23 protein-coding genes are annotated in these 17,742 nt (G+C 36.1%); 9 read left to right on the plus strand and 14 right to left on the minus strand.

Annotated features, from left to right (window positions below):
* Positions 1–8 precede the first annotated feature (8 nt).
* The 8 genes from ACYQ3X_RS09345 to thrC (ACYQ3X_RS09380) are packed head-to-tail and all read right to left on the minus strand — an operon-like array spanning position 9 to position 6,582.
* Complete coding sequence (locus tag ACYQ3X_RS09345) at positions 9–1,106, minus strand: radical SAM protein (protein WP_460181542.1); 1,098 nt, start codon at positions 1,104–1,106, stop codon at positions 9–11.
* A gap of 7 nt (positions 1,107–1,113) precedes the next feature.
* A complete protein-coding gene (locus ACYQ3X_RS09350) occupies positions 1,114–1,839 on the minus strand; it encodes a rhomboid family intramembrane serine protease (protein ID WP_460181543.1) in 726 nt (241 codons plus the stop codon).
* 6 nt (positions 1,840–1,845) lie between these two features.
* On the minus strand, positions 1,846–2,523 hold the full coding sequence (locus tag ACYQ3X_RS09355) for a DedA family protein (protein ID WP_460181544.1): 678 nt from the start codon (positions 2,521–2,523) through the stop codon (positions 1,846–1,848).
* Complete coding sequence (locus tag ACYQ3X_RS09360; RefSeq protein WP_460181545.1) at positions 2,516–3,724, minus strand: cofactor-independent phosphoglycerate mutase; 1,209 nt, start codon at positions 3,722–3,724, stop codon at positions 2,516–2,518. Before ACYQ3X_RS09360 ends, ACYQ3X_RS09355 begins: the two co-directional genes overlap by 8 nt.
* On the minus strand, positions 3,721–4,794 hold the full coding sequence (gene thrC / locus ACYQ3X_RS09365; RefSeq protein ID WP_460181546.1) for a threonine synthase: 1,074 nt from the start codon (positions 4,792–4,794) through the stop codon (positions 3,721–3,723). The genes ACYQ3X_RS09360 and thrC (ACYQ3X_RS09365) overlap by 4 nt, the downstream gene beginning before the upstream one ends.
* Positions 4,795–4,796: 2 nt before the next feature.
* Positions 4,797–5,045 carry an NIL domain-containing protein gene (locus tag ACYQ3X_RS09370; RefSeq protein ID WP_460181547.1) on the minus strand — a complete coding sequence of 83 codons (249 nt, stop codon included), beginning with the start codon at positions 5,043–5,045 and terminating at the stop codon, positions 4,797–4,799.
* Positions 5,046–5,059: 14 nt separating this feature from the next.
* Positions 5,060–5,335: a MoaD/ThiS family protein gene (locus ACYQ3X_RS09375; RefSeq protein ID WP_460181548.1), complete on the minus strand. Its 276-nt coding sequence runs from the start codon at positions 5,333–5,335 to the stop codon at positions 5,060–5,062.
* A 2-nt stretch (positions 5,336–5,337) separates the two neighbouring features.
* Positions 5,338–6,582 (minus strand): threonine synthase, encoded by a 1,245-nt coding sequence (gene thrC / locus ACYQ3X_RS09380; protein WP_460181549.1) that lies wholly within the window; start codon positions 6,580–6,582, stop codon positions 5,338–5,340.
* Positions 6,583–6,754: 172 nt separating this feature from the next.
* On the opposite strand from thrC (ACYQ3X_RS09380), the gene dnaJ reads away from it, so the two are divergent.
* The 7 genes from dnaJ to ffh all read left to right on the plus strand — a co-directional run bounded on the left by dnaJ (position 6,755) and on the right by ffh (position 13,586).
* On the plus strand, positions 6,755–7,822 hold the full coding sequence (gene dnaJ / locus ACYQ3X_RS09385) for a molecular chaperone DnaJ (RefSeq protein ID WP_460181550.1): 1,068 nt from the start codon (positions 6,755–6,757) through the stop codon (positions 7,820–7,822).
* A gap of 2 nt (positions 7,823–7,824) precedes the next feature.
* Positions 7,825–8,163: a MerR family transcriptional regulator gene (locus ACYQ3X_RS09390; RefSeq protein ID WP_460181551.1), complete on the plus strand. Its 339-nt coding sequence runs from the start codon at positions 7,825–7,827 to the stop codon at positions 8,161–8,163.
* Between the two features lie 11 nt (positions 8,164–8,174).
* Positions 8,175–10,805 (plus strand): ATP-dependent chaperone ClpB, encoded by a 2,631-nt coding sequence (gene clpB / locus ACYQ3X_RS09395; RefSeq protein WP_460181552.1) that lies wholly within the window; start codon positions 8,175–8,177, stop codon positions 10,803–10,805.
* A gap of 18 nt (positions 10,806–10,823) precedes the next feature.
* Positions 10,824–11,273, plus strand: a complete 450-nt coding sequence (locus ACYQ3X_RS09400; RefSeq protein WP_460181553.1) for an Hsp20/alpha crystallin family protein — start codon at positions 10,824–10,826, stop codon at positions 11,271–11,273.
* 153 nt (positions 11,274–11,426) lie between these two features.
* Positions 11,427–11,759: a thioredoxin gene (gene trxA, locus ACYQ3X_RS09405; RefSeq protein WP_460181554.1), complete on the plus strand. Its 333-nt coding sequence runs from the start codon at positions 11,427–11,429 to the stop codon at positions 11,757–11,759.
* 3 nt (positions 11,760–11,762) lie between these two features.
* Positions 11,763–12,263 carry a peroxiredoxin family protein gene (locus ACYQ3X_RS09410; protein WP_460181555.1) on the plus strand — a complete coding sequence of 167 codons (501 nt, stop codon included), beginning with the start codon at positions 11,763–11,765 and terminating at the stop codon, positions 12,261–12,263.
* On the plus strand, positions 12,264–13,586 hold the full coding sequence (gene ffh / locus ACYQ3X_RS09415) for a signal recognition particle protein (RefSeq protein WP_460181556.1): 1,323 nt from the start codon (positions 12,264–12,266) through the stop codon (positions 13,584–13,586).
* Here ffh and ACYQ3X_RS09420 read toward each other — a convergent pair.
* Entirely contained in the window at positions 13,583–13,972 is a 390-nt protein-coding gene (locus ACYQ3X_RS09420) for a DUF5618 family protein (RefSeq protein ID WP_460181557.1), read from the minus strand. The two genes, ffh and ACYQ3X_RS09420, sit on opposite strands and share 4 nt — an antisense overlap.
* A gap of 32 nt (positions 13,973–14,004) precedes the next feature.
* Entirely contained in the window at positions 14,005–14,655 is a 651-nt protein-coding gene (locus ACYQ3X_RS09425; protein WP_460181558.1) for an energy-coupling factor ABC transporter ATP-binding protein, read from the minus strand.
* 52 nt (positions 14,656–14,707) lie between these two features.
* Here ACYQ3X_RS09425 and ACYQ3X_RS09430 point away from each other — a divergent pair, with 52 nt between their 5' ends.
* Together ACYQ3X_RS09430 and ACYQ3X_RS09435 are read left to right on the plus strand one after the other, a co-directional pair.
* The gene (locus tag ACYQ3X_RS09430; RefSeq protein ID WP_460181559.1) at positions 14,708–14,857 is read left to right on the plus strand and encodes a hypothetical protein; all 150 of its coding nucleotides are present in this window, start codon (positions 14,708–14,710) and stop codon (positions 14,855–14,857) included.
* Entirely contained in the window at positions 14,844–15,050 is a 207-nt protein-coding gene (locus ACYQ3X_RS09435) for a DUF2283 domain-containing protein (RefSeq protein ID WP_460181560.1), read from the plus strand. The genes ACYQ3X_RS09430 and ACYQ3X_RS09435 overlap by 14 nt, the downstream gene beginning before the upstream one ends.
* On the opposite strand, the gene cbiQ is transcribed toward ACYQ3X_RS09435, so the two are convergent.
* From cbiQ to ACYQ3X_RS09455, 4 genes are read right to left on the minus strand one after another with little or no spacing between them, the layout of a single operon-like run.
* Positions 15,047–15,787, minus strand: a complete 741-nt coding sequence (cbiQ, locus tag ACYQ3X_RS09440; RefSeq protein ID WP_460181561.1) for a cobalt ECF transporter T component CbiQ — start codon at positions 15,785–15,787, stop codon at positions 15,047–15,049. The two genes, ACYQ3X_RS09435 and cbiQ, sit on opposite strands and share 4 nt — an antisense overlap.
* Positions 15,777–16,376: a hypothetical protein gene (locus ACYQ3X_RS09445; RefSeq protein ID WP_460181562.1), complete on the minus strand. Its 600-nt coding sequence runs from the start codon at positions 16,374–16,376 to the stop codon at positions 15,777–15,779. The genes cbiQ and ACYQ3X_RS09445 overlap by 11 nt, the downstream gene beginning before the upstream one ends.
* Entirely contained in the window at positions 16,373–16,966 is a 594-nt protein-coding gene (gene cbiM / locus ACYQ3X_RS09450; RefSeq protein WP_460181563.1) for a cobalt transporter CbiM, read from the minus strand. The genes ACYQ3X_RS09445 and cbiM overlap by 4 nt, the downstream gene beginning before the upstream one ends.
* A complete protein-coding gene (locus tag ACYQ3X_RS09455) occupies positions 16,966–17,736 on the minus strand; it encodes a DUF4198 domain-containing protein (RefSeq protein ID WP_460181564.1) in 771 nt (256 codons plus the stop codon). The genes cbiM and ACYQ3X_RS09455 overlap by 1 nt, the downstream gene beginning before the upstream one ends.
* Between the last annotated feature and the right edge of the window lie 6 nt (positions 17,737–17,742).

Below are 17,742 nucleotides of genomic sequence, written 5' to 3' on the forward strand. Positions count from 1 at the left end.
CCCTCTTCTTATCTTAATAAATGAACATTTCCAATGGAAACATTTTTTAAGCCTGCACTTAAAGCAGCTTCATAACATTCATTGGCTAATTTTTTAGAAGTCAAAGGAAGATCATCCATATAAAAATGAGGATAAAATCCGAGTAAACGGTAGGGAATCTCAGGATTCAAGAAAGCAATAAACTTAGCTATACTGCTTACTTCTTCACTATCTATATATCCAGGGACTAAAAGAGTACTTGCAATAAGAAATGGCGGAATGGGTCTTTTTTCAAAAAACTTTGCTACATAGGCGAAATTTTCTAATGTTCTTTTATTTGAAACTCCTGTTAATGCAATGTGCAGAGACTCATTCCATGCTTTCAGATCAAACTTAATACAGCCTCCTGAGTGAAAACTCAATTCAATCATTTTTTCAAGATAGGCTTTATTCATTGAACCATTGGTCTCCCAGCATATTCTCAATATTTTTGCCTTTTTTTCTTTAATTACTCTGCGTGATGCCTCAATGGCAAAAATTATCTGAGGCGAAGGGTCACCTCCAAAATAACATATACAGGAGACATGAGATGTAATGCTTTTTAGTAGTTCATCAACATTTCTTGTTTTTGATTTAAAGGTTTCTTCTCTAAAATGCCAGTTTTGACAGTAAAGACAGTTAAAGGAACAGGCGTGAAAAAATACTGCAAGATTGTAGTATCCGTATTCAGGTCCATTGGTATAGGCAAAATCTGGATATCCAGAACCTGTTCCAGCAGGACATACCCAGTCTGCAACACAGTTTGTTGGAAGAGGATCAAGATACCAGCTAAGTTTTCCATGATTGTGTTGAAGAGTAATTAATCTTCCTCCTTCATTTTTTCTTAATCCACAATATCCATACTGCCCTTCCGGAATTCTGCATTCATTTGCACAAATTTTACACTGAACTGCATCTTCAGCTTTTGGAGGACAAGGAGGTAATCCATAAGCAAGTCTACTTTCTCTATGGGATTGTAAAGCCACGGTAATGGCTTGAGATGATTTTTTTCTTATACAGTCAAGACAAACTCCAGGATGTTTTGCAATGTAAGGAGAGAAATTATTGCATACTTTGCAAACTGCCATATTTTAATTATAAAAATCTTCCCCAGGCACAGTAGTAATCAAAATGGTCATCGTATATACGGAGTCTTTTTTTGATTACAAAAACTCTGTGTAAAATAATTCCGAACAGAAATCCTCCTACATGTGCCCACCAGGCAACTCCTCCCACATCTGCCGGGCTAAGAAGGGAGCCAAGTCCTGAGAAAAGTTGAATAAAAAACCACATGAGAATATAGAAAAATGCAGGAAGAGCAAAAAAGAAAGGAAAAAACAAAATCGGCAAAAGAGTTATAACCCTTGCATGGGGAAACATTACCATATAGGCGCCTAAGACACCTGAAATTGCACCAGAAGCTCCCACTGTAGGTATTGTTGAAGCTGGATTTATAAGGCAGTGAATCCAGTTTGCTCCAAATCCGCAAATAAGATAAAAAATTAAAAATCTGAAAGAACCCATCTTGTCTTCTACATTGTCTGCAAAAATCCACATTACCCACATGTTGCTTATAAGGTGAAACCATCCTCCATGAAGAAACATGCTCGTTAAAAATGGAAGATAATAAAAAGGATCAAAGGGAAGAGATGTTACAAGCATATATTTTGCAGGAACAACACCAAATATGTGAAATAGATAATCTAAGTCTTCTTTTGGGAACATAAGTTCAAAAATGAAGATAACTGAATTTAACGCAATAATAAGCCATGTCATGTAAGGAGTATATCTTCTTGGAAGGCAATCTCTTATTGGTATCATTTTATTTTACTCCTTTTTTGAGTTTTTGAACTTTGAATCACTTAACGTAGCTGAATCGCCTGTAAAATGTACTGATATTGCTTTGATAATGCTTGGTATTACTGAGACTATGATGATGCCCAAAATGAACATTGAAAAATTTTCCTTTACTACCGGAAGATTTCCAAAGAGATATCCTGCTCCAATAAAAGAGCTGCTCCAGAGAAAACTGCTAAAAATATTGTATATCTGAAACTTAGCATAATTCATTCTTCCAATTCCTGCCACAAAAGGAGCAAAAGTTCTTAAAATCGGTAAAAATCTTGCAATAATAATTGTTTTTGCACCATGTTTTTCATAAAAAACTGCTGTTGTATAAAGATGCTTTTTGTTGAAAAGTAAGGAGTTTTCTTTTGAGAAAATTTTTGGACCAACAAATTTTCCAATATGATAGTTTACAGTGTTTCCCAATGTAGCAGCGATACTTAAAACCATAAATGAGCTCCATAAGCAGAGTAGCTGCCTTGAAGATAAAGCTCCCACAGTAAACAATAGAGAATCTCCTGGTAAAAAGGGTGTTACAACAAATCCAGTTTCTGAGAAAACTATAAAAAATAGAACAACATAAATCCAGTTGCCAATCTCACTCAGAAGGCTTTCAAGATAAACATCAATATGAAGAAGAATATCAATTAAATCAAACATTTCCGAATATGAATAAATTCATAAGTTTGTAGCCATCTTCTATATGAATATCAGGAGAAGCAAGAATTTCCTCTGAAAACTTTTTATTTTTCTTTTCAATATGGTTGCTATCATAAATTACAAATGGAACTGCCTCAGCAGTATGGGTTTTTATTTTTATTGGAGTTGGATGGTCTGGGAGAAGGAGAATTTTAAACTCTTTGAATCTTTCTGGTGCTTCTTCAAGAATTTTCTTAACAACAATACTATCAATGTCTTCAATTGCCTTAATTTTTAGTTTGTAATCGCTCTGATGACCTGCTTCATCAGGTGCTTCAATATGAAGATATACAAAATCAACTCTTTCAAGAGCATTTAAGGCATACTGAGCTTTACCTTCATAGTTTGTATCTATCCAGCCTGTTGCTCCTGGAACATTTATTATATGAAATCCTGCTAAAATACCAAGTCCTTTTGTAAGATCCACTGCTGAAATAAGAGCACCTGAAATTCCGTATTTTTCCTGAAATTTTGGCAGTATCGGAGTCCGTCCCTGTCCCCATAGCCATATGCTGTTTGCAGGTTTTTTGCCTTGAGAGACTCTTTTTTTATTGATAGGATGGTCTTTAAGAATATCTATTGAGTTGAAAATAAGCTCTTTTAGCATTTTAGCACTTTTTCCTATGGGAAGATACATTGAGATTTCCTTTCCTGTAATGTCATGAGGTGGAGTGCATTCTACATCTTCTGAGCCATTTTTCCATAACATTATATGACGATAGCTTACGCCAGGATAAAATTTTAAAGTATCACTTCCAAGTTTTTTATCTATCTCTTCAATAAGAATTTTTGCCTCTTCAGAAGAGATATGACCTGCTGAGTAATCATCCATAAAAATTCTTTGTTTATCTGAAAATTTAAGTGTAACAAGATTACATCTGTATGCCACATCATTTTTTGATAAATTCAATCCCATGCTAACAGCTTCAAGTGGTGCTCTTCCTGTGTAATAAACTCTTGGATCATAACCAAGAATGCTCAGATTTGCCACATCGCTTCCAGGAGGAAACCCCTGAGGAATATTTTTAACAGAACCTGTTAATCCATGACAAGCAAGCCAGTCCATATTTGGAGTTCTGGCAGCCTGAAGAGGTGTAAGACCGCCGAGTTCTTCCAGTGGATAGTCTGCTGCGCCATCAGGAACAATGACAATGTATTTCATAAAATCTTCTCCACAAAGGCTTTAACACTATCAAGGCTTGCAGGCAAAACATGAGGTTCATCAGCTACCTTAAAAACAGTATCAGGATCTTTGAGTCCATTACCTGTAAGTGTGCAAACAACAGTGGAGCCTTTTTTAAAATATCCCTGACTGTAAAGCTTTATAACTCCAGCAACAGAAGCTGCAGAAGCTGGCTCACAGAATATACCTTCATAGGATGCTATCATTTTGTAAGCTTTAAGGATTTCTTCATCTGTTACCATATCAATTTTTCCACAGGATTCATCTCTTGCCTGAACAGCAGTTTTCCAGCTTGCAGGATTTCCTATTCTTATAGCTGTTGCAATTGTTTCAGGCTTTTCAACAGGTTTACCGAGAACAATTGGTGCTGCTCCTGCTGCCTGAAATCCGAGCATTTTGGGAAGTGCTGAAATTTTTCCTTTTTCTTTGTATTCCTTATATCCCTTCCAGTATGCTGAAATATTTCCTGCATTTCCAACAGGCAAAGCATGATAATCAGGAACTCTTCCAAGCTGATCACACACTTCAAATGCTGCTGATTTCTGCCCTTCAATCCTGTAAGGATTTATTGAATTAACAAGGGTAATGGGATACTCTTTTACAATGGCTCTTACAATGTTTAAAGCCTGATCAAAATTTCCTTTAATCTGAATAACAACTGCCCCATGAATCATTGCCTGAACAAGTTTTCCAGTGGCAATCTTACCTTCTGGAATAAGGACAATTGCCTTGATTCCAGCTCTTGCAGCATAGGCTGATGCAGAGGCTGAAGTATTTCCTGTAGAAGCACATATGACTGCTCTGGAGCCTTCCTCTAAAGCCTTTGAGATAGCAAGTGTCATTCCTCTGTCTTTAAATGAACCTGTTGGATTTGCTCCATCAAATTTGAGATAAAGCTCTATATCCATATTTAATTTCTTTGTAAGATTATTAACCCTTACAAGAGGAGTATTGCCTTCTAATAAAGTGACTATAGGAGTTTTTTCAGTTACCGGGAAAAATTCATAATATTCTTTTATAATTCCTCTCCATGGTGATTTTGTATTCATGGCTATTCAATTATATCTCCTTCTATTAATTCCACTACAACTCCCTGCTGTCTGAGAGAGTTAATGCCTTCATTAAGATTTTCTTCAATTCCTTCAAGCTCAAGTATCATCTCTCCAAATGTATCAGTGACTCTTGCCCTGCGAATGTTTGGCATCACATCGTATTTTTTTGCCATTCTGAAAAGCACAGGCTCTTTTATTAATTCCTGAGGGAAGGTGAGTCTTACCCTTAATTTTTTAATCTCACCCATAAAATCCTCCTTCCTTATTTGCCTCCTGCAATTGCAGGAACAATTGAAACTTCGTCACCATCTTTCACCAGAGTTTCTTCTCCTTGAAGGAATCTCACATCTTCTTCGTTCACATAAACATTTATAAACCTTCTTATCTTACCATCCTGAAATAGCCTTTCTGCAAGCCCTGGATATTGTTTATCAAGTGCATTGATTATATCTATGATTTTTCCAGCTGGTGCTTCTACCACATCTTTACCACCTGTTAATTTCTGAAGCGGTGTTGGTATTAAAACTTTTACTGCCATTTTTACCTCCCTTTTTCATTAATTTTTTTCAAAGCTTCTTCAAAGGAAGCAAGATTTGGTTTTATATTGTAAACCTCTGCTGTTCTGCCGTTTAAGACCTCTGCTGTCTTAAGCCCATTTCCTGTAATACAAAGCACTGTTGTGTCTTTTCTGTCAATTTTCCCTTCTTTCAACAGCTTAATGTAACAGGCTAAAGTAACACCTCCTGCTGTCTCTGTAAAGATTCCTTCAGTTCTTGCAAGAAGCTTTATTGCTTCCACTATTTCTTCGTCAGATACATCCTCCATAGCACCACCGCTTTCTTTTACAGCTTGCAAAGCATAATATCCATCAGCAGGATTTCCAATTGCAAGGGATTTTGCAACTGTGTTTGGTTTAACAGGTCTTATAACATCTGTTCCCTGTTTAAATGCTGTAGAAATGGGAGAACATCCAGTTGCCTGAGCACCGTATATTTTTGTTTCAAGCTCCTTTAAAATGCCAAGCTCTTTGAATTCTTTTAATGCCTTCCACACTTTTGTAAGAAGTGAACCACTTGCACAGGGCACAACAATGCTGTCTGGTGCTTTCCAGCCAAGTTGTTCAACTATTTCAAATCCTATTGTTTTTGATCCCTCTGCATAAAAAGGTCTTATATTTATGTTTACAAAAGCCCATCTGTATTTGTTTGCTATTTCACTGCAAAGTCTATTTACATCATCATAATTGCCATCCACTGCAACAAGATTTGGCTCATAAACAATGGAAGCAACAATCTTGCTTTGTTCAAGGGTAGCAGGAATAAATATAAATCTTTTAAATCCAGCTTTTGCACCGTGTGCTGAGACAGCATGGGCAAGATTTCCTGTAGAAGCACAGGCAACAGTATCAAAACCAAATTCCTTTGCTTTTGTAAGTGCTACTGCAACAACTCTATCTTTAAATGAAAGGGTGGGATGGGCAACTGTATCATCTTTTATGTAAAGTTCTTTTACGCCAAGATATTTTGCGAGATTTTTAGCTTCCACCAGAGGTGTAAAACCAGAGTTAAGTCCAGCCTGTGGTTCTCCATCTATTGGTAAAAGCTCTTTATATCTCCATAATGTTTTAGGTCTTTTTTCTATTATTCTTCTTGAAAGAGCTTTCTTTATTTTTGCATAGTCATAAACTGCTTCAAGAGGACCAAAGCAGAATTCACATACATATATAGGCTCCACAGGATACTCTCTTCCACACTCTCTGCATTTAAGTCCTTTTACATATTTCATTTTCCACCTCCTATTCCATTAATTAATTTTTTATTTTAACATTAATTTAGTTAAATTGCCGATAGGCAATTTTATTTCGCTGAAGCATTTGATTTTGATGCATTCATGACATAATTTTATCGGCAAACTTAAGATATTGATATAATTTAACTCAATATGTTAAACTGATCTCATGGAACGTAAAGATTACTATAAAATTCTTGGTGTAAGCAAGAATGCCACCCAGGAAGAGATTAAGAAGGCTTATCGAAAGCTTGCAAGAAAGTATCATCCTGATTTAAATCCCGGGAATAAGGAGGCGGAGGAGAAGTTTAAGGAGATAAATGAGGCATATGCAGTGCTGAGCGATCCAGAGAAAAGGGCTGAGTATGATAGGGGTGAAACCTTTGATTTTAAAGGTTTTGACTTTGGTGGCTTTGACTTCACAAGAGGCTTTGATCTGGGAGATATTTTTGGAGATATATTTGGTGAAACATTTAGTGCAACAAGAACTGCCTATGTAAAAGGCGAAGATATAATTATTCCTGTTACATTAACCTTTGAAGAATCCTATAAAGGCACAGTAAAGCCAGTTACCTATCAAAGATACATTGAGTGCCAGAGTTGTCGTGGAAGTGGTGCTGATAAACTGGACATATGCTCAAGATGTGGCGGAACAGGAAGAATTCAAACCTCAAGAGGATTTATGAGAGTAAGTCAAACCTGCCCTAATTGTGGTGGAACTGGAAGGACTGCATCATCAAAGTGTAAAAACTGTGATGGAACAGGAAGAATTTTAATTACTGAAACAGTTAAGGCAAAAATTCCAGCAGGAGTTGATAATGGCTCAACTGTAAGGGTTAAAGGATATGGAAATGCTGGAAGAGGCGGTGCACCTTATGGTGATCTGATATTAGAGGTTAATGTTTCTGCACATCCTTTTTTCACCAGAAAAGGAGATGACATATACATTGAGCTTCCTGTAACATTTGTTGAAGCTGCCTTAGGGGCTAAGGTTGATGTTCCAACAGCAGATGGAAATACAGTTACAATGAAAATTCCAGAGGGAACTCAGGGTGGACAGAAATTCAGAATTTCAGGGAAAGGATTTCCTTCTCCAAAAGAAGGCAAAAAAGGAAGCCTGTATGTGGTTATAAAAATAGTAGTTCCCAGAGGATTAACAGCTTCTGAAAAGGAAGAAATCAGAAAAATTGAACGCCTTTACAGAGAAAACCCAAGAGAATTCATGTTGAGGAGGTAAGCATGAGACAGGATGAGAGATTCTATATGATAAGCATGGTATGCAGACTCCTTAATGTTCATCCACAGACGCTGAGGATTTATGAAAGAGAAGGTTTTATAAAACCAAGGAGAATTAAAAGACAGAGAGTTTATACAGATGAGGACATTGAAAGACTTAACTTTGTAATAAAACTTACAAAGGAATTTGGAGTTAACAGGGCTGGAGTGGATATTATTCTCAGAATGCGAGAAAGAATGCAGATGATGGAACAATTCATACAGGAAGTACTTCGCTATGTTGATGAAGACATAAAACAGCAGATTGAAAAGAGAATTAAAAAAATTTTTGAAGAAATTTAAGGAGGAAAACCATGAGATTTGATAGACTTACCTATAAGACACAGGAAGCAATAAGAGAGGCTCAGAGAGTTGCATCACAGTATGGTAACCAGCAGATAGATGTGGAGCATCTGGTTTATGCTTTAATTGAAGACAGTGAAGGGCTTGTTCCCCGTATTTTAAAGGAATGTGGAGCAGACTTAAACACAATAAAAGCAGATTTAAAGAAAGCCATTGATAGAATTCCAAAGGTTTATGGTGCTCAACCCCTTGAACAAATTTATATTACTCCAAGACTAAATCAGCTTTTTGAGAAAGCTTATGAGGAAGCCGAGCATCTTAAAGATGAATACATAAGTGTGGAGCATCTTCTTATAGCTTTATTTGATGTGGGTGGTCCTGCTCTTGATGCCATAAAAAAGCAGGCAGTAACAAGGCAAAAACTGCTTGATGCAATGAAGAAAATAAGAGGAGTTCATCAGGTAACTGATCCCAATCCAGAAGAAAAATATCAGGCAGTGGTTAGATATGGTAAAAATCTCACAGAGTTAGCCCGCAAAGGCAAGCTTGATCCTGTTATTGGAAGGGATGAGGAGATAAGAAGAGTTATTCAGGTTTTAAGCAGAAGAACAAAGAATAATCCGGTGCTGATTGGAGACCCTGGTGTTGGTAAAACTGCAATAGTTGAAGGTCTTGCTCAGAGAATTGTGGCAGGCGATGTTCCTGAATCTCTGAGAGACAAAGAGCTCATAGCTCTTGATATAGGATCACTTCTTGCAGGTGCAAAATACCGTGGAGAGTTTGAGGAAAGACTCAAGGCAGTGCTTAAGGAGATTACTCAGTCAGATGGAAGAATTATAACATTCATAGATGAGCTTCACACCCTTGTAGGTGCAGGTGCTGCAGAAGGAGCTGTTGATGCTGCAAATATGCTTAAGCCAGCTCTGGCAAGAGGAGAGCTAAGATGCATAGGTGCAACAACAGTCAATGAATACAGAAAATACATTGAAAAAGACCCTGCACTGGAAAGAAGATTTCAGCCCATTTTAGTTAAGGAGCCTTCTGTTGAGGATACAATATCAATTTTAAGAGGACTAAAGGAAAGATATGAAGTTCATCATGGTGTGAAGATAAAGGATTCAGCACTGGTTGCTGCTGCGGTTCTTTCAGCAAGATATATAACGGACAGATACCTTCCTGATAAAGCCATTGACCTAATTGATGAGGCTGCAGCAAAGCTTAGAATGGAGATTGACAGCATGCCAATTGAACTTGATGAGATTGAAAGAAAACTTCGTCAGCTTGAGATAGAAAGACAGGCATTGAGCAAGGAACCAACTGAGGATGCAAAGGAAAAGATAGAAAAGATTTCCCAGGAGATAGAGCAACTGCTTGCTAAAAAAGAGGAATTAAGCAGGCAGTGGCAGGCTGAAAAGGAAATTATTTTAAAAATTAGACAGATAAAGGCAGAGATTGAGCAGACCCGTATTGCTTCCGAACAAGCAGAGCGTCAGGGAGATCTTACCAGAGCAGCAGAACTCAGATATGGTAGACTTATTGAGCTTCAGAAAGCCCTTGATGAGGCAAATGCCCGTCTGAAGGAGCTTCAAAAGACAAGACAGATGCTCAAGGAAGAAGTTGATGAGGAGGACATTGCAGAGGTTGTTGCTAAATGGACAGGAATTCCTGTTAAAAAATTGCTTGAGAGCGAAACCCAGAAGTTAATTAAAATGGAAGAGCGCCTTCATGAGAGAGTTGTTGGACAGGATGAGGCAATTATTGCTGTTTCAAATGCCATAAGAAGGGCAAGAGCAGGGCTTCAGGATCCGAATCGTCCAATTGGCTCATTTATGTTTCTTGGTCCTACAGGTGTTGGTAAAACAGAGCTTGCAAAGGCTTTGGCAGAGTTTCTCTTTGATGATGAAAATGCAATGATTAGAATTGATATGTCTGAGTATCAGGAGCGTCATACAGTATCCAGGTTGATTGGTGCACCTCCTGGATATGTTGGTTATGAGGAAGGAGGGCAGCTCACAGAGGCAGTAAGAAGGCGTCCATATAGTGTCGTGCTTTTTGATGAAGTTGAAAAAGCTCATCCCGAAGTCTTTAATGTTTTGCTTCAGGTTCTTGATGATGGTCGTCTAACTGATGGACATGGAAGAACCGTTGATTTCAGAAACACTATTATCATTATGACATCAAATATAGGAAGTGCCCATATTCAGGAGTTTCTTGAAAATGCAGGCTCTGAGCACTGGCAGGATTTGAAAAAGGACTTAAAAACAAGAATTATGAATGATTTAAGAGCTTTCTTCAGACCTGAGTTTCTTAACAGAATTGATGAGATAATCATATTCAACCCACTAAGCAGGGAAGTAATGAAAGAGATTATAGAAATTCAGATTAAGAGAATAAAACAGTATCTCAAGCATAGAAAGATAGATATTACTCTTACAGAAGAGGCAAAAGAATACATTGCAAAAATTGGCTATGATCCTGTATATGGAGCAAGACCTTTGAGAAGGGTATTACAGAAAGAGATACTTGACCCACTTGCAATAAAACTTATTGAAGGAACATTTAAAGAGGGAGATGTTGTGGAAGTTGATTTTAAAGATGGTAAAATTATATTTGATAAAGTTGTTTTAGCAGAAGCAGCCTAAAAATTTAGGAGGTGTAAAATGGCTATTGTAAAATGGAGTCCTTTAAAAGAGATTGAAGAGATAAGAAAGGAGATGGACAGGCTTTTTGAAGAGTTTCTTTCACCTGTTCGAAGAAAAAGGTCTGTTAGCAGTGAAGGTATTATTTCTCCCAATGTGGATATTTTTGAGAGAGGAAATGAGCTGATTATTCAGGTAGAAATTCCAGGAGTTGATAAACAGGATATAGATTTAACCATTACTGATGACAGACTCATAATCAAAGGAGAAATTAAAAAACCTGAAGGTGTTTCTGAAGAAGACTATATTTTAAATGAAAGAAGCTACGGTCCTTTTTCAAGAACTGTTAATTTGCCAGCAGATGTTGATAAATCTTCAGTTAAGGCGAATTTAAAGAATGGTCTTCTTGAAATAGCTATTTTAAGAAAAGAGGAAGCAAAGCCAAGAGAGATAAAAATTCCACTGGAATAAATTTCTAAATATTCATGACTATCCTGAGCTTGCTCACTGGCAGGCTCAGGAGTTTTAATTATGTAAATTTGGTAGGAGTCTTCAAGATTGACAAATTAATAAAGAAAAATTTATTTTAAAAAAGTTGTTTACAAAATCTCTGTGGAGGTAAAAATGGCTGAAGGTATTTTAGAACTTACAAGTGCTAAATGGGACTCAGAAGTTTTAAACTCAAAAGGTGTAGTAATGGTAGATTTCTGGGCACCATGGTGTGGTCCCTGCAGAATAATTGCACCAACAATAGAGGAGCTTGCCAGAGAATATGCAGGAAAAATTAAGGTAGGAAAACTTAATACAGATGAAAATCCAGATATTGCAACACGTTATGGAATCATGGGTATTCCGACAATAATGTTTTTCAAAGATGGTCAGAGAGTTGATCAGATCGTTGGAGTTGTTCCAAAATCCATATTAAAAAGCAAACTGGATAGCCTTCTCAGTAGTTAATTCGTGAAAAAATTTTTAATTTTAATTCTTATATTGTTAATTCCACAGGTAGGGCAGAGTGCACTTAAAAAAAGTGATTCTGCCCCGAATTTTTTCTTAATTGATATAAATAATAAGCCTGTGGAGCTTTATCAAATTAAAGGTAGGGTTATAATTGTAGAGTTTCTTTCAAATAAATGTTTTGCCTGCGATTATGTAATTCCAGATTTAAACAAACTTTATGAGAAATTCAAAAATAAAAATGTTCAAATAATTGGAGTTATATTCAATGACGAAATAAAGGAAACTCAAAAACTTTTTGAGTTCGCAAAAGATAGAGGAATTCAATACCCTTTATATATAGCTAATGCAAAAATAAAAAAAATATACAATATTTACGGTTTTCCGAATTTTTTTATTTTAAATGAGAAAAAAATTATAGTTCAGATATACAGAGGAATAACAAATGATACTTTTGGATTGTTAAATAAGGAAATTGAAAATCTTCTGAGAGAGGTAAGATAAATGTTTGAGGCACTAACAGATAAACTTGAAGCAATATTTAAAAAGCTCAAAGGCAAAGGAATTCTGAAAGAAGAAGATGTTGATGCAGCCTTAAAAGAAATAAGAATTGCTCTTCTTGAAGCAGATGTTAATTTTAAGGTTGTAAAATCTTTTATTGAAAGAGTTCGTCAGAAAGCAGTTGGCAAAGAAATCCTTGAAAGTCTCTCTCCAGCTCAACAGGTAATAAAAATTGTTTATGATGAATTGTGCGAGCTTTTAGGAGGAAGCAGTTCTAAGATTCAGTTAAGCCCAAATCCTCCTACTGTTTTTATGATGGTTGGGCTGCACGGTTCTGGAAAAACTACCACTTCAGCAAAGCTTGCAAGAATTTTTAAGAAACAGGGACGGCGTCCAATGCTTGTGGCAGCAGATCTACAAAGACCTGCAGCAATTGATCAGCTTGTTACACTTGGTAAACAAATTGATATTCCTGTGTTTTATTCTTATGAAACTAAGGATCCACGAAGCCTCTGCAAAGAGGCTTTAAAGAAAGCGGTAATTGATAGAATGGATCCAGTAATTGTTGATACTGCTGGAAGAATGCATGTTGATGAAGAGTTGATGCAGGAGTTACAGGATGTAAAGGAGATTCTAAATCCTCATGAAGTTCTTTTTGTTGCCGATGCAATGACAGGACAGGATGCAGTAAACATTGCAAAAAGCTTTAATGAAAAAATTGGAATTACAGGAGTTATTCTCACAAAGATGGATGGAGATGCCCGTGGCGGTGCAGCACTTTCAATAAAAGAAGTAACAGGCAAGCCCATAAAACTTATCGGAACAGGAGAAAAGCTTGATGCTCTTGAGGAGTTTTATCCAGACAGAATGGCAAATAGAATTCTTGGCATGGGTGATGTGCTCACTCTTATTGAGCAAGCTCAAAAAGCCTATGATGAGAAAGAGGCAGAAAAACTAAAGAAAAAAATTGAAAAAGAAGAGTTTACCTTTGATGATTTAAGAGAGCAAATAAGAAAAATGAGAAAGATGGGTCCTCTTGAAAATATTCTTTCAATGCTTCCCGGAGCTAATAAAATATTAAAGGAAATAAAAATTGATGAAAAAGAGTTTGTGAAAGTTGAAGCTATAATTAATTCTATGACACCAGAAGAAAGAAGAAATCCTAAAATTCTTAATGCAAGTAGAAGGATTCGCATTGCAAAAGGAAGTGGAACAACAGTTACAGATGTTAACAGGCTTATCAAACAATTCAATGAGATGAAAAAAATGATGAAACAGCTAAAACATGGAAAAGGCTTTAAGCTGCCTAAGATATTTCCTTTTTAAACATTCTTTAAGAGTTTTTCTATAAAATCCTGAGCCCCTTTTAATGCAGATTTTACTGTATCAACTCTTCTTAAGACTCCTCTGTAGCAACCTCCAATGTGTAATTCATCATAAATAGCATCAAACATCCTGACAAGTTTTCCATTATGAATATCTGCATATTTTTTTAATGCTTTTTCGTATTCCTGTGCTTTTTTAGGAAGCTTTTCTTTTGGAACACCTTTACTTAATAAGTAATCATCTATTGCCCTTAAAACTCCAAGATAGGCACATCCAAGAGCTGTTTTAACATACTTAATGTCTTTGTAGTAATTTTCTTCTATTTCTGACTTTTTAAGGATTTCTTTTGCATTTTCTATGTATCTTAAAGCATCACTTTTTTTCATAATCTAAAAATTACATTTAAAGATAAATTTTGTCAACCAATAATCCTGCCTTCTTCAAGAAAATAAACTTTATCAGTTGCCTTTTCTATAAAATCCCTATCGTGAGAAACGATAAGGTAGGTCTTTGCATTGCCTGTTAGATATTGAAGAAGTCTTTCTGTTGTTTTCTCATCAAGACCATTTGAAGGTTCATCAAAGAGGTAGCAGACTGGCTTCATAGCTATTACTGTTGCCAGTGCTACAAGTCTTTTTTCTCCTCCAGAAAGCTTATAGGTTAATCTGTCTTCAAAACCCTTTAACCCCAGAATTTCACAGGTCTCTTTTACAATTTTTAATGCCTCTTCCTTTGTTTTTCCAAGATTGAGCGGGCCAAATGCTATGTCTTCTTTTACTGTTGGACAGAAAAGCTGAGTTTCTGAATCCTGAAATAAAAGCCCTATCTTCTGCCTTACTTCAATGAAGTCTTTTTCTTTTTGTCTTACCTTTCCAAAAATCTCAACTATACCTGAAGATGGCTTAAGAAGCCCCATTATAATGTAAAGAAGGGTAGTTTTCCCAGAACCATTAGGTCCCATAAGACCGATTCTTTCGCCTTCATAAATATCAAGGCTAAGGTTATTTAAAACAACCCTATCATCATAATGGAAGGAGATGTTTCTAAGCCTTATAATTGGTTGCTCCAAATTTTAACTCCCGTTGCAGTTTCAAAGATTAATTTTATATTATATATCAAAAATGAAAATTAACTTTACCAAACATGCTCTTTTAAAAATTGAACTATTAAAAAAGCACGGATTTATCCTGAAAATTCCAATGATTGAAAATGATGAAATCTATGTAATAACAATATATCCTGGCAGGAGACAGAGATATGAGAAAAATTAAGTACAGCAAAGATGTGGATGCTTTATTAATTGAAATTTCTGATAAAGACATTGATTACGCAGAAGAGCAGGGACAGATAATTGTTCATTTTTCAAAGGAAGGAGAACCAGTTTTAATAGAAATTCTTGATGCTAAAGAGTTCCTGTTAAAAACATTAACCAGTATTGTTGGAGAAAAAGAAGTTACATACTAATTTTTCCATAATAAAATAAACACAAAGATTGAGACAATACTGAATATTACATCAATTTTTCTCATATGAAAATGTTCAAAAAGTGGAAAATACCCTTGAAAGCCTCTACAGAGCATTGCCTTATAAATCTCCTCTGCTCTTTCATAGCTTTTAATAAGCATTCCTCCAACAATGTAAGCATAGGTTCTGTAAGTATGAATGCTTGTTTTTGGAACAAAACCCCTGGCAATAACAGCTCTTTTTATTTTTAAATATTCATCATGGATAACTGTAATGTAGCGATAAAAAAGGAAAAACACTGTAACAAGCTTTTTAGGTGCTTTTAGGTGAAGCATTGCATGAGCTAAAGCATTGATAGAGGAGGTACTAAGAAGTGTTATTGTGGCAATAATAATTGCATTGGCTTTCAGTGTAATTGATAGTGCATAAAGCAGTCCTTCATGGCTTATCTTTAATCCGACAAATGATATATAAGGATTGCCTGGATAACTGATAGGGACAAAAATCCAGATGAAAAGAATGAAAAAGTTTGCCACACTGAGTCTTGAAAAAAAAGGCCTTATTCTTAATCGAGCAATGAAAATAGAAAAAACAGAGTAAATTAAAAATAAAGACGGAGTTTTCAATCCAGTAGCAGTTGCGCAGAGAATGCTGAATATGGAAAAAACTATGATTTTTAATCTCGGATCCGCTTTGTGTAAAAAAGAGTTTCCTTCTGAAAATTCTTCAAGATGCATTTTTCTTTCTCTTGATAAACATTATTATGCCCCAGACTCCCAAGATATATCCAATTCCTCCAATTATATCTCTTATGCTTATTTTATCCATCTGTTTTCTTAAATCCATTAGCTCACTTCTTAATCCCTGAAGCTTTGCATCCATTGCTTCATCAATAATCTGTTTGATCTCCTCTCTGTTGATTGATCCTTGAGGAAGCTCGTGTTTCTGAGTTTCTTTAACAGTTTCCTGCTTTTTTACTTCCTTTTTTTCAGGCTTTTTAACTGCTTCAAGGGTGTATTCTGCTCTGTGTCCTTCTCCAGCAGGAATTACTATTTTTAATTCTCCTGTTTCTGAGGTTTTAAAATTAAATCTTCCTTTTTCATCAGTGGTGGTCTCTGTAATTTTTTTACCCCTGCTGTCATAAACCTCAACCTTAGAGTTTTTGCATGGTGAGCCATCAACAAAGTAGCATTCACCAATTATCTTGTCACCTTCCCTGTATGCATAGGCACTTACTTTATGAGCATAGGAATCATTTGAATAAATGAGAAGCTGAATGAGAACGAGCAGCATAAAAAATAAAGCTAAATTGAGCAACTTTTTCATCCTAATGCCTCCGGTTTTACTTTTTTAAGATATAACACAACAAAACCTGTGATAATTCCCTCTACTGCAGCAATTGGAAGATGCATTGTAAAAAGAGTTACTGCAACTCCCATAAAGCTTTTTTCAGTTTCAAGCAAAGCAAGACTGATGAATAATGTGCCAATAAGCACTGCAGAAGCTCCTCCAAGAGCTCCTCCAATAAAAGCAGTATTTTTACCTTTATGTAGTAAGGTTCTAAAAACATAATATGATAATACTGCTGGCATTGCCATTGCAAAAGTGTTTACACCAAGTGTTGTCAATCCTCCAAACTGAAAAAGCAAAGCCTGAAGCAAAAGTCCTACAAAAATAGCAGGAAAGGCTGCCCATCCAAGAAGCATTCCAACAAGCCCATTTAAAACAAGATGAGCAGAGGTAGGACCTATTGGAATATGAATTAATGATGCTACAAAAAAAGCAGAAGAAAGGACAGCAACCTTTGGAATATCTTCATTTTTAATTTTTCTAAGCCCAAGAGTAAGACCTGTTAAAGATAAAACAGCGCCGGTAAGCAGTACCGGCGCAGAAAGCACTCCTTCAGATATATGCATTATTTCATCTCCCTTGCCTTAACCCAGATAATTCCACCAATTTCAACAGGATATTCTTTACCATCTTTTTTAATCTTATAAGGAGCATCAGTCAATGCTGCAAATCCCCACCATCCAGCCTTTGGAATTGCATAGGTAAATACACCATTTGCATCAGCTTTTATAACCTGTGTTACATAGGGCTCCTTTGGTGCTTTAACCTTACCACCTTCATTAAAGTATTCAACCTCAACATCTGCAAAAGGCAAAGGCTTTCCATTAACTTTTACAATTCCCTGAAATACATTACCAACCCATAGTCCGTAAGGTCTTGTAAGGGGAACTATCTCAATTGGAAGACCCACTTCCTTATCCCATCCTTCTTCCTTTCCAAGAGCCTGAACAACAACTTTTGGATAGTGAGCTATGAATTTTTCCTCAGCAGGCTCCCAGTAGGGCTGTGGCTCAAGATAAAAAATATGGTCTCCAGGACGTTTGATTGTAAAGGTAGTCTCCCATGCATTTTTACCTTTTACCTTTTTGTTAACAAGACTGCCTAACAAATCAGTTTTTTCATCACCGAGCATCACACCAAAAGTTTTTGGTTTTTCCATGTTAAGCCATTCCTGTTCAAAGGGATGCATGAAGTAAACTTTAAGCGTAATTTTCTTTTGGTCTTTTTCGCCAACAATGTCATCAGAAGGCATTATAACTCCAAAATGTGCCACTGCTGTGCCTGTAAGAAATAATACCGCAATGATGCTGATTAAAAACATTTTAAAATTCTTCATCTTAAA

The organism is Thermodesulfovibrio sp. TK110, assembly GCF_054658355.1.

Excerpts from the sequence above, each read along its gene's own strand:
- ACYQ3X_RS09345 (WP_460181542.1), bottom strand. The coding sequence starts at position 1,106 with ATGGCAGTTTGCAAAGTATGCAATAATTTCTCTCCTTACATTGCAAAA.
- ACYQ3X_RS09350 (WP_460181543.1), bottom strand. The coding sequence starts at position 1,839 with ATGATACCAATAAGAGATTGCCTTCCAAGAAGATATACTCCTTACATG.
- ACYQ3X_RS09355 (WP_460181544.1), bottom strand. The coding sequence starts at position 2,523 with ATGTTTGATTTAATTGATATTCTTCTTCATATTGATGTTTATCTTGAA.
- ACYQ3X_RS09360 (WP_460181545.1), bottom strand. The coding sequence starts at position 3,724 with ATGAAATACATTGTCATTGTTCCTGATGGCGCAGCAGACTATCCACTG.
- thrC (WP_460181546.1), bottom strand. The coding sequence starts at position 4,794 with ATGAATACAAAATCACCATGGAGAGGAATTATAAAAGAATATTATGAA.
- ACYQ3X_RS09370 (WP_460181547.1), bottom strand. The coding sequence starts at position 5,045 with ATGGGTGAGATTAAAAAATTAAGGGTAAGACTCACCTTCCCTCAGGAA.
- ACYQ3X_RS09375 (WP_460181548.1), bottom strand. The coding sequence starts at position 5,335 with ATGGCAGTAAAAGTTTTAATACCAACACCGCTTCAGAAATTAACAGGT.
- thrC (WP_460181549.1), bottom strand. The coding sequence starts at position 6,582 with ATGAAATATGTAAAAGGACTTAAATGCAGAGAGTGTGGAAGAGAGTAT.
- dnaJ (WP_460181550.1), top strand. The coding sequence starts at position 6,755 with ATGGAACGTAAAGATTACTATAAAATTCTTGGTGTAAGCAAGAATGCC.
- ACYQ3X_RS09390 (WP_460181551.1), top strand. The coding sequence starts at position 7,825 with ATGAGACAGGATGAGAGATTCTATATGATAAGCATGGTATGCAGACTC.
- clpB (WP_460181552.1), top strand. The coding sequence starts at position 8,175 with ATGAGATTTGATAGACTTACCTATAAGACACAGGAAGCAATAAGAGAG.
- ACYQ3X_RS09400 (WP_460181553.1), top strand. The coding sequence starts at position 10,824 with ATGGCTATTGTAAAATGGAGTCCTTTAAAAGAGATTGAAGAGATAAGA.
- trxA (WP_460181554.1), top strand. The coding sequence starts at position 11,427 with ATGGCTGAAGGTATTTTAGAACTTACAAGTGCTAAATGGGACTCAGAA.
- ffh (WP_460181556.1), top strand. The coding sequence starts at position 12,264 with ATGTTTGAGGCACTAACAGATAAACTTGAAGCAATATTTAAAAAGCTC.
- ACYQ3X_RS09420 (WP_460181557.1), bottom strand. The coding sequence starts at position 13,972 with ATGAAAAAAAGTGATGCTTTAAGATACATAGAAAATGCAAAAGAAATC.
- ACYQ3X_RS09430 (WP_460181559.1), top strand. The coding sequence starts at position 14,708 with ATGAAAATTAACTTTACCAAACATGCTCTTTTAAAAATTGAACTATTA.
- ACYQ3X_RS09435 (WP_460181560.1), top strand. The coding sequence starts at position 14,844 with ATGAGAAAAATTAAGTACAGCAAAGATGTGGATGCTTTATTAATTGAA.
- cbiQ (WP_460181561.1), bottom strand. The coding sequence starts at position 15,787 with ATGCATCTTGAAGAATTTTCAGAAGGAAACTCTTTTTTACACAAAGCG.
- ACYQ3X_RS09445 (WP_460181562.1), bottom strand. The coding sequence starts at position 16,376 with ATGAAAAAGTTGCTCAATTTAGCTTTATTTTTTATGCTGCTCGTTCTC.
- cbiM (WP_460181563.1), bottom strand. The coding sequence starts at position 16,966 with ATGCATATATCTGAAGGAGTGCTTTCTGCGCCGGTACTGCTTACCGGC.
- ACYQ3X_RS09455 (WP_460181564.1), bottom strand. The coding sequence starts at position 17,736 with ATGAAGAATTTTAAAATGTTTTTAATCAGCATCATTGCGGTATTATTT.